Below are 10,296 nucleotides of genomic sequence, written 5' to 3'. Positions count from 1 at the left end.
TCAGACCGCTGTCAGAGTCGGCGCCGGTGGCCGCCGGTGTCTGTCAGCTCGGCGCGCCGATGCGCGGACACGGTGTCATCGGGCCGCTGGCCTGGGCTGTCAGAGGTCTGTGAGGTGGCCGTGGCGCAATCGGTGTCCATCACGCCGCGATGACACCACCTCGGCATGCCATCAACGATCTTCTCTGACATGGAGTGTGTGGACATGACCGTGTCCGACCCCGACTGGCCCGACTCGCCGCTGGACGCCGTCGACGCCGCCTTCACGGCGCTGACCACCGGCCCCGACCCGATGACACTCGACCTGGACACCCTCAGACCCGACACCGGCCTACCCGGCGGGGTCATGACACTCCCGGCGCTGCGCGACTGGCTGCTGCGCCATCCCCGCGCATACACGGCGCGTGACGCGGTGTGGCGGGACCTGGTCCGCCGCGCCCGCCTCGACGGCCCGTCCTGGGTCATCGCCGCGGTGGCGATGGCGATGCCAGCGCTGCGCCGCCACGCCGGCCAGCTGCACACCGGCTGGTCCGGTGACGCCGCCGACCTCGACGCGGAGATCCTCACCGGCTTCCTCACCGCCCTGCGCGACCGCGTCGACCTGGCCAAGCCCGCCCCGCACGCGGCGCTGTGCATGGCAGCATGGCGGGCCGGACACGAGCTGCTGCGCCGCACCGGCACCGCCGTGCCGGTCGACGACGTGGAGCACGTCACCGGCCCCCGCACCCCACACGTCCCCTACGGCCACCCCGACCTACTCGTGCGCCGCGCCGCCCGCCTCGGCCTGCTCGAACACACCGACCTCGACCCCTACATCGACCTGCGGCTCGGGCGCCGGGCCATCGAACCCATCGCCGCGCGGCTGGGCATCACCGTCGACGCCCTGCGCAAGCGGATGAACGGCATCGACGAACGCCTCGCCGACGCCCTCGCCAAGGGACTGCTCACCAGCGTCGTGTCCCCCAAAGCCCGCGCGTACCTGCAAAACCAGTCCGTGCACCGCATGCAGACCCGCACCGGCCGCGCCACCACCCGGCGCAGGCGGACGGCGCCCCCGGCAGCCGCCGCTGCCTGACCTGCATGACACCCCCGCGGCGGGGTCCGACCATGACGGTCGGACCCCGCCACTGCTGTTGTCACCCCACCCCGCTGCCACGATGCTTCTGAGCGCCGCAGCACGCCGAGGCAGCGACCCAGCTGTCAGCGTACGAGTGAACGTGCCCAGGTAAGTACGACCGAACGAAGTGCCCAGGTTCAGGCAGAGACACTTGGGTGGGTTCGACCGCCACGCGGGTGCATGGACCTGCATCGGCGGAGCGTCATCTCGCCGCACCGCAGCGATCACGGTCGGTTTATCCGGCTACTCAGGGTTACCTGTCGCGTGCTATTGGGGCCCGGATCGCGGCCCAGAAGAGTACGCCGGCCGGAGATCAGCGCGGCCGTACGGTGGGCCTGGTGCCGCCGCCGATGTAATCGGCGAGCCGGGCGGCCCCGGTGAGCATGGCTTGGCCGCGCTCGGTGAGCCGTTCCCGCCACTGACGCAGCGACGCGGCGAGCGGTTCGGCGCCGCCAGCGCCGCGAACCCGACGCAGCACGCCGGCGATGTGGTCGAGCCGGTACCCGCCGCGGCGCAGCAGGTGAGCGAGCTCGGCGTCGCGGACGTCGTCTGGTGAGTAGGCGCGGTAGCGGGTCGCCGGATCGCGCACCGGCTGCAGGATCCCGGCCCGCTCCCACTTGCGCAGGGTCGCCGGTCGTACGCCGAGCCGGTGTGCCAGCGCGCTGATCGGCACGGCTTTGCGGCTCTGCGGTTCACGCTCCTTCCCGGCGAGGATCGCGACCGCCGCCTCGACCGCGTCCAGGGTCTCTCGGTCGCGCTGCAGCAGGGCATGGCTGTGGTCGATCGCGCGCAACGCCGTGTCGATCTCGCCCCGGTTGACGGCGCGCATGATCTCGCCGCTGGTCGCGTAGCCGTGGCCGGGGATCAGCGCGAGGTAGGCGCTCAGTGCCTTGGCGTGTACCTCGGTGAACCGGCGGTAGCCGTTCGAGCTGCGCTCGGCCTGCGGCAGGACGCCGTCTCGTTCGTAGTTGCGCACGGCCTGCGTGGATAGGCCGTGCACGCGGGCGAGGTCGGCTGGTCGGCGTACCCCGGTGTTTGAGGGTTTCGCAGCCGTCATCACGCTCAATCGCTCGTAAGTCTCAATGGGCAGTTCAACGATACCGTCGATGAAATGAACTCCTTCCTCGACCTGCTGGCCGTACCGCCAACCCTGCTCGCGCTAGGCGAGCCGACGCATGGCGAGTCCGCCTTCCTCCAGATCCGCAACGAGGCCTTCGCGTCGCTGGCCGAGCGCGGCTACCGGTCGATCGCGCTGGAAAGCGACCGGGCCGCTGGGCTGATCGCCGACGAGTTCGTGCAAGGCTCCGCCGCCGTGACGCTCGACGGCGCGCTCGCCGAGGGGTTCAGCCACGGGTTCGGCGCCGCCCCGGCCAACCGCGACCTGCTGCTCTGGATGCGCGACTGGAACACCGGGCGGCCGGCTGCCGAACGCCTGACGTTCCACGGCTTTGACGCCCCGCTGGAGATCGAGGGCGCCCCGAGTCCGCGGCGCTACCTCTCCCAGGTGTGCGACTTCCTCGGCTGCGACCGAGCGGAGGAGATCGACGGCCTGATCGGTGACGAGGCTCGGTGGAGCGATCCGGCCGCGATCTGGGAACCGGGGAGGTCGATCGGGCACTCTGCCGACGCCCAGCGCCTGCGGGTGATTGCCGACGACCTGCTGACCGAGCTGTACCTGCAGGCACCTCAACGACCCGAGGGCTGGCGGGCGGCGTTCGTACAGGCGACGAGCGCGGTCGCACTGCTGCGCTACCACGCCGAGGCCGCAGCGCCGCTCCCGCAGGAGGAACGCTTCGCCCGCCTGGCCGCGGTCCGGGACGCGCTGATGGCCGAGAACCTGCTCGCGATCCGCTCGGCCGAGGCACACCGAGGGCCGACGCTGGTCTTTGCGCACAACGGGCACCTCCAGCGCCACCCGGGCATGATGACGATGGCCGGAATGGAGCTGTCATGGTTCAGCGCCGGCGCGATCGTCGGATCGCTGCTCGGCGACCACTACGCGGTGATCGTCGGCAGCCTCGGCGCGAGTCCCGCGCTCGGCATCGAGGCGCCCGCGCCTTCGACGTACGAAGGCAAACTCCAACAGAGGACCCATCTTCCCCGATACGTCCGCGCGTCCGACGTGGAACCGGCCGAGCAGAGGACGCACGATTACCGCTACTTTCCGCTGGATCAGGCCACGATCGAGCACGCGGATGCGGTGCTGCACATCCCGACCGGCATCGACCCGGCTATGCTCACCGATCGGATCCTCGCGCTGCCCGGCGCCGAGCAGCTCGTGGCGAGCGAGGAAAACGGATCGCCGGAGGGCGCCTGGGGCGACCGGTTCTTCTACGTCGGCCCGGACCGCCGCCAGCCGTTCGCCACCATCGTCGAACACGACGTACCCGGCTTCGACGAGGCCTCCCAACTCGGCCGCCCCGGCGTCTTCCGGCTCAACCTGGACCTGGGCCGAGCCGAGTTTGAGAGGCGGTTCGGCTTCCCGCCCAAGGACTTCGAGGAGCACCGGCACGAGTTCGACTTCGCCCGGCTGGACACCTTCGTGCCGCACCCGGGCTACGCGCTCTACGGCTTCGGCAGCATCATCATGCCCGGCCCGCAGACGCTGCCCGAGATCGACCGACTGCTCACGATCGCCCACGCCCGAGCAGTCGACCGCCACGAGCGCGCAGCGCGCCGGGCGGCTGACCAGCAGGGCTGAGGCCTGCGACTGGCCCAGCAGCGGACGTGCGCGTCCCGGCCGATCTCGACGTCATCACCATCATCGGGCCGATTGCGCACGCCCGCAGACGCACTGTCCTCGGCATGTCCGGACACTCCGAGGGCTGCTGCTGAGTGGTCACGCTCCGCGGCGCGCGGATCGCGGCAGATGCGCGCACCCGATCTTGCTTTGCCAGAGCGCCCTGTGTCGAGCTGGCTGATTCAAGCGTTCGTGGCTGGCGGATCCGCCGCATGTTCCGCCTTACGTCGAACTATCCGCCCTCCGTGGGTCGCTGGTAAGGCTTCAAGCCTCGCATCCCACTGCTCCAGGTAGCGCTCCATGCCCTCGACGGTGCGAGGCATGGCAAGCCAGTCGCGGGCAGCGTCGCGAATCTCGCGGGCGGCGATCGTCTCGGCGTTGGCACCGTAGTCGACGGGGTAGGCCTCCACGATGTCGGACAACAGGCCGAGATTGCCGTACAACTCACCGACGCACCACAGATGCTCAAAAAGCGGTGGCACGATCAGCGCCCCCATCAGATCCAGGAGCACGTCCACGGGGTCTTCGCCGCTGTCCAGGATCCGATGCATGTAGGTGTCGATGATCTGCGCCAGGTTGGGCAGGTTGAAGGGATCAGCATCAGACACCTTCCCATGATCGCCCATCGGGTGGGCTTGTCACGGAGGTTCAACCAGCCTTACCCGCGCATGTCACCATCCGTCCCGTCAAGGCCGGCGCGGATCGCGGCAGATTCGGATGTAGAAAGCCTTGTTCTTCTTGGCGGTCTGGGTGCCTGCCCGGTCTGCCAGAATGCGCGGCATGGAAGCTCAGGATCTGGAGCGTGCCGTCCGAATGATGGGCGAGGTCCTCGAACCGCTTTCGGCCCACGACTGGTCGGTCGCCGCTGGCACCCTCGACTGGACGTGCCGAGAGACGCTCGCCCACATCGGCCATGATCTGCTCGCGTACGCGGCTCAAGTGGCGGGCCGGGTACAGGATGCGAACCTGCCGTTGGATCTGGTGATCCGCGACGATGCGCCGGTGTCAGACGTGTTGCCGGCCGTCGAGGCATGCGGCGGACTGCTCGTCGCGGCGCTGCGGGCCGCAGGGCCGGATACGCGGGCGTGGCACTTCGGGTCCTGCGACGTCAGCGGGTTCGCAGCGCTCGGCGTCGCCGAGGTCGTGCTCCACACGTACGACATCACCCAGGGCCTGAAAGTGAACTGGTGGCCACCCGCGAAGTTCAGTACACGCATTCTGGCTCGGCTGGCTCCGGACGCGACGACCCAGCAGCGGCAGAAGACGGGAAAACGGGAGCACTCTACGCAAGTTCTGCTCCGGCACACTGGACGCCTCGGCGATGTGGGCCCGTGGCAATGGCGCATCATGCCGGAGGAGCAACGGGTAGCTACGGAAGACGCCGGGGCCGACGGCGCTCGTCGCACCCACTCGGCAGCGGATCCAAACGTCCGAGACCGCCTCGCCGTAATCCACAAGCCGACGGAGGACAGTCCCGTACAACGGGATCCCGTAGCCACACGATCCATCAGTGCAGACGATGACGACCTGGGTCGCCGCCGGGTGGACTGGCTACACCAATACACCTCGCTGAAGAACGTCATCACGGCGGTCCGCGATGTTCCCTACACCTGTCCATGCTGCGGCCACGTCACGTTGTCGGAGCGAGGGAGCTACGAAATCTGCGATGAGTGCTGGTGGGAGGATGATGGCCAGGACAACCACGACAGCGCAGTCGTCAGGGGCGGGCCGAACGGCAGTTTGAGCCTCGACGAGGCCCGGGTCCAGTACATCCGAAAGGGCCGGGGCCGGACGCCACAGCCGCATCTCCCGCCGAGCGAGCCTACGTAACGCCAGGCTCCAGCCGCTCTATGCGGCTAACTCTCATCGGCAGATCAGGATGCCGAGCGGTAGCGGCCGCCGCCACGCTCCGCCACGCGCGGATCGCGGCAGAAGAGGATGGCGACCGCTGTTGCGTGGCCGGGCAGCCCCTGCAACCAGGGTGGCTAATCTGATTCAACGCTGAGGAGCAGGGCGCAAGGGCTCACCATTGAGCTCGGTTTCTCCGCCTAGGCTCCACCAAAGCGCGCCATCAATGGTCAGGTACGGATACCAGACGCCTGCCGGGCCACCGGTCTCGAGGGCGTCGGCGACGGTCGTCAGGTATGCCGCCAGCGACGGCCAGGCGTCCGAGAAGTCCGCAGGGTTGCTGGTCGGCGCCCAGCCCACGCGGGCGAATCCGGACCCGGGTCGCAAGTCGATAACTTGAAGACCACTGCCACCGTCCCCGAATGGAAGCCAACGTTCGTGCCACCACGGCTCTGCCTCGGCACCGTGCCGAGCGAAACCATCGACATCGGGTGCGATCTCCATACGCATCTGGCGATGCTCGACGATGCCCTTTACGGAGAGCGGAGTCGCTTCGGGCAGGATGCTCGCCCACTCCGTGAGGCCGTCGTGCCGGCGCAGCGACTCAGCCAGTTCCGCGGGAAACGGCAGGCCGAGCTCGGCTTCGGCGGCGGTGATCGATTCCTGGGCCGCCGGTCGGGCCAGCACATCGGTGCTCGCTGGCGCGTGCCGTCGCATCCAGCCCTCAATCCGAACCCATGCCTCCGTCACTGATGCCACTGGCGAAGTATAGGTAGCCATTCGCCAAGCCGCCGATATGTCGGATAGCGAACGCACGCACATCGGCATGTGCGGGCGTCTGAGATCTGCTGATCACCGCAGCACTCAACGATTTCGTAACTGAGCGTCACCAAGCCTACTGTTGGGATTGTCGCCGGGTCGGGCCACTTCAAGCCGTCTGGGGGGCCGGCTAGGGCCGTCAGATTCACAGGGGGGATGTCAAGGACTGTCAGGGCCGCGAGATCCTGTGCGAGTCTGACAGCCTGGGCCGCCGACGGTCAGACAGCACCCTGGCAGAGCCTCACCGTCCGTGGCGTCGGCTGTCAGATCCTTCGACCGTCCCCGCTGCGAAACTCTGTGAGCTGGGCTGTCAGTCGCACGGTGGTGTTGCCAGACCCGTGTCAGGTCCGGGGGTGTCCGTCAGAGCTGACAAACGCCGGTTTGAGGGTGCGGAACGTCCATCGGTCCTTGGGCCGGGCGGGGGTTCCGCCCGCCGCCGGGCCCTGAGGTTGGGCCGACGCGAGCTGGGCGCCTCGGGTGCCGCGCCGTACTTGGTGCGCTGACACCTCACCGATACCCGCCACACCCGAATGGGAGGGAGCGCTCCTCCCGAGGGCCTGTCGCGGCTTGACCGAGGCCCTGCCTCTTGCGCCCGGCGGCGGTCCCCTGACCGCCGTTTTGACGCTCCGCTCCTGCCGTTGGCGGGGGTGGGGCCGGAGGTGACACATCCATGTCCCGCATCCCGGCACGTCTTCGTGCCCTCACCCACTCCCGGACCACCCGCTACGTCGGCCGTGTCGCCGCCGTGACGGCGCAGGTTGCCGTGTTCCTGTCTGTTCCCGCCGCCGCCTACGCCGACACCGGCACGCCGGTGCTGGCGGCGAACTCGCTGCCGGTCGTGATCGCCAACCTGCAGGCGTGGCTGATGGGCATCCTCGCCGCCGTCGCCACCCTGTTCCTCGTCTTGGCCGGTGTCTACTGGGCGACCGCGGGCGGTGACCCGGCGCAGGTCGACAAGGCCAAGGGGGCGCTGAAGAACGCCCTGGTCGGCTATGGCCTGGCGGTCCTCGCGCCGATCCTGCTGCAGGTCGTCCAGGGAATCGTCGGGGGCTGACTCATGGGTTGGCTGCTCGACCAGATTCTGGACTGGTTGGCGGCGGCGATCCTCGCGACCCTGGACGCGCTGTTCGGGGTGATCAGCAGCGCGCTGCTGGTCACCCCGAACGTCACCGCCCTGCCGCAGGTGCAGGCTTTGACCGGCCGTTCGGTGCTCGTCGTGGATACCGTCTTCGTCTTGGCCTTCCTGGCTGCCGGCGTGCTCACCATGACCGCCGGTGGCAGCGAGGAATCGCGCTACAGGGTCAAGGACCTCATCCCCCGGTTGATCGTCGGGTTCATCACCGCCCACTTCTCGCAGCTGTGGTGCGGCATGCTCATCGACCTCGCCAACGCCCTCACCGCCGCGCTGACCACCCCGGAGGGGGACAGCGACGGTGCGCTGCGGGCGGTCAGAACGCACGTCACCGCCGGGCAGGACAAGACGGCGGCGCTGCTGTTCGTCGTCTGCGTCGCCGTCATCGCGGTGCTGCTGGCCAGCACGGCGTTCAGCGTGATCGTCCGCTTCGCCGTCGTGCTGGTCCTGACCGCCGCCGCGCCGCTTGCGTTGGCGTGTCACGCGCTGCCGCAGACCGATCCGGTGGCCCGCCTGTGGTGGAAGTCCTACGCGGGTGTCCTCGCGGTTCCGGTGGTGCAGGGCTTCACCCTGTATGCCGGGCAGTGGATGCTCACCGACCCCCACCATCTGCTGCCCGTGCTCGGGCTGCCGGTGGATCCGGGCGGGGTGCTCAACCTGTTCGTGGTCATGGTCATGCTGTGGACCACGCTGCGGGTGCCCACCCTGATGCGCCGCTACGTGGCCACGGGCGACAGCGGCCGCGGGGCGAACATGCTCGGCGCGGCCGTGCGGGTGATCGTCGTCCAGCAGGTCACCCGCTCCATTCCCGGCCTCGGCCGGGTCGTGCGGGCGGTGGGCCGATGAACGCCCACGACCCCACCGACGCGGGGCGGGCACGGATGCCCGCCGACGTCGACGCCCCTGACAAGGTCCTCTACGGGCTGACGTTCCGGCAGCTGGCCATCCTCGCCGTCGCCGCTCTCGCGTTCTACGGCGCCTGGCGGGCCATGCATGCCGTGGTGCCGGTGCCCGTGCTGGTCGGGGCGGCCGTCGTTGTCGGCGGCCTGGTCTTCGGCGTGGCCGTCGGCCGCCGCGATGGCCTGCCGCTGGACGTGTGGCTGCTCGCCGCGGTCCGACACACTCGGGCGCCGCGGGCGCTGACAACCACCGACACGACCTCGAGGGTCCCGGAGTGGGTGCAGGCGCCGAAGAGCAGGGTGATGCTGCCGGCGCCGTTAAGGCTGCCCGCCGACGCGATCGACGACAGCGGCGAGATCCGCCTCGGCAGTGCCCGGGCGGCGATGGTCGCCGCCACCAACGTCAACCTCGCTCTTCGCACCCCCGACGAGCAGGCCGCCCTGGTCGACACGTTCGGCCGCTGGCTCAACTCGCTGTCCACGCCGACGCAGATCGTGGTGTCGGCGCAGCCGGTGGACCTGCATTCGTCCGCGCGTCAGCTGGCGCAGGCGGCGGGCGAGCTGCCGCATTCGGCCCTCGCTGACGCGGCAGTCGACCACGCCCGGTTCCTCGACGATCTCGCCCAACGGCGGGATCCGCTGCGCCGGCAGGTCCTCATCGTCACCCAGACCGGGGCAGGCGAGCGAGGCGAGCGGGCCGCCAGGCGCCGCGCGGACGACACCGTTCGGGCCCTGTCCGGTCTCGGCGTGGCGACCCGCGCCCTGGACGGCGCGGCCGTCACCGCCGCGATCGCCGCGGCGGCCGACCCCTACCGGCCGCCCCGCCCCGGCGGTCTCGCCGCCCCCGACACCGTCATCACCTCACCCCGCCCTCACGAGGGCAGACCGCTCAGGAGGCGACAGACATGAAGATCGGCAACAGCTCCCAGACAGCCGACCGCATCCGCCAGTCTCACCGGCTGGCGGCCACGGTCGCCCCCGCCTCAGTGGAGGTGCTGCCCCGGATGCTGCGCGTCGGCGACGGGTATGCCGCCACCCTGGTGGTGACCGGCTACCCGGCCGAGGTCGGTCCCGCCTGGCTTGAACCCCTGCTGTCCTGGCCAGGCCGGCTCGACCTCGCCCTGCACATCGACCCGCTTCCGGCCCCGGTGGCGGCATCCCGGCTGCGCAGCCAACGAGCCCGGTTCGAATCGTCGCGGCGGGCCGACGCCGAGCGGGGCAAGCTGTCCGACCCGTACGTCGAGGCCGCAGCGGACGACGCCGCCGACCTCGCCCAGCGTCTCGCCCGCGGAGCGGCGAAGTTGTTCCGCGTCGGCCTCTACCTCACGGTGCACGCCCGCACCGAAGACGAGCTGCTGCAGGCGTGCGCGCAGGTGAAAGCCGCCGCCGCGTCGACGCTGATCGAGGTGCAGCCCGCCACCTGGCGCCACCTCGCCGGGTGGACCACCACCCTGCCCCTGGCCACGGACTCGCTGCAGGTGCGCCGCACCATGGACACCCAGGCCCTCGCCGCCGCGTTCCCCCTCGCCAGCGCCGACCTGCCCGCCCCGCTGCCCGGTGACCCGTCCGCCGAAGGCGGAGTGCTCTACGGGATCAACCCGGACTCCGGGGGCATCGTGTGGTGGGACCGCTGGTCGCAGGAGAACTACAACTCGGTGATCCTGGCCCGCTCCGGCGCAGGCAAGTCGTACTTCGTGAAGCTGGAGATCCTGCGCAACCTCTACCAGCAGGTCCAGGTCGCC

9 protein-coding genes and 1 pseudogene are annotated in these 10,296 nt (G+C 69.9%); 7 read left to right on the top strand and 3 right to left on the bottom strand.

The window, feature by feature from the left end; genetic code table 11:
* Positions 1-204 precede the first annotated feature (204 nt).
* Positions 205-1,074, top strand: coding sequence for a hypothetical protein (locus tag AB0I41_RS32860; RefSeq protein WP_357114824.1), 870 nt, complete (start codon positions 205-207; stop codon positions 1,072-1,074).
* A 355-nt stretch (positions 1,075-1,429) separates the two neighbouring features.
* Here AB0I41_RS32860 and AB0I41_RS32855 read toward each other — a convergent pair whose 3' ends face one another.
* Positions 1,430-2,173: a TioE family transcriptional regulator gene (locus AB0I41_RS32855; protein WP_357114822.1), complete on the bottom strand. Its 744-nt coding sequence runs from the start codon at positions 2,171-2,173 to the stop codon at positions 1,430-1,432.
* A gap of 54 nt (positions 2,174-2,227) precedes the next feature.
* Between AB0I41_RS32855 and AB0I41_RS32850 the strand changes: the two genes are divergently transcribed.
* On the top strand, positions 2,228-3,817 hold the full coding sequence (locus AB0I41_RS32850; protein WP_357114820.1) for a DUF6194 family protein: 1,590 nt from the start codon (positions 2,228-2,230) through the stop codon (positions 3,815-3,817).
* A 221-nt stretch (positions 3,818-4,038) separates the two neighbouring features.
* Here AB0I41_RS32850 and AB0I41_RS32845 read toward each other — a convergent pair whose 3' ends face one another.
* Positions 4,039-4,464, bottom strand: coding sequence for a hypothetical protein (locus AB0I41_RS32845; RefSeq protein ID WP_357114818.1), 426 nt, complete (start codon positions 4,462-4,464; stop codon positions 4,039-4,041).
* Between the two features lie 172 nt (positions 4,465-4,636).
* Between AB0I41_RS32845 and AB0I41_RS32840 the strand changes: the two genes are divergently transcribed.
* Positions 4,637-5,686: a CPCC family cysteine-rich protein gene (locus tag AB0I41_RS32840; RefSeq protein ID WP_357114816.1), complete on the top strand. Its 1,050-nt coding sequence runs from the start codon at positions 4,637-4,639 to the stop codon at positions 5,684-5,686.
* Between the two features lie 165 nt (positions 5,687-5,851).
* Here AB0I41_RS32840 and AB0I41_RS32835 read toward each other — a convergent pair whose 3' ends face one another.
* Positions 5,852-6,463, bottom strand: coding sequence for an SMI1/KNR4 family protein (locus AB0I41_RS32835; RefSeq protein WP_357114814.1), 612 nt, complete (start codon positions 6,461-6,463; stop codon positions 5,852-5,854).
* Positions 6,464-7,193: 730 nt separating this feature from the next.
* Here AB0I41_RS32835 and AB0I41_RS32830 point away from each other — a divergent pair.
* From AB0I41_RS32830 to AB0I41_RS32815, 4 genes and pseudogenes are all read left to right on the top strand, one after another.
* The gene (locus AB0I41_RS32830; RefSeq protein WP_357114812.1) at positions 7,194-7,577 is read left to right on the top strand and encodes a pilin; all 384 of its coding nucleotides are present in this window, start codon (positions 7,194-7,196) and stop codon (positions 7,575-7,577) included.
* Positions 7,578-7,580: 3 nt separating this feature from the next.
* A complete protein-coding gene (locus AB0I41_RS32825) occupies positions 7,581-8,501 on the top strand; it encodes a hypothetical protein (protein ID WP_357114810.1) in 921 nt (306 codons plus the stop codon).
* Entirely contained in the window at positions 8,498-9,463 is a 966-nt protein-coding gene (locus tag AB0I41_RS32820; RefSeq protein WP_357114808.1) for a PrgI family protein, read from the top strand. Before AB0I41_RS32825 ends, AB0I41_RS32820 begins: the two co-directional genes overlap by 4 nt.
* A pseudogene (locus AB0I41_RS32815) lies at positions 9,460-10,296 on the top strand (conjugal transfer protein TraC); the annotation flags it as partial. The gene AB0I41_RS32820 and the pseudogene AB0I41_RS32815, both read left to right, overlap by 4 nt.

The organism is Micromonospora sp. NPDC050200, from assembly GCF_040656135.1.
GTDB lineage: Bacteria > Actinomycetota > Actinomycetes > Mycobacteriales > Micromonosporaceae > Micromonospora.
This window is presented reverse-complemented; position numbering and strand designations above follow the sequence as displayed.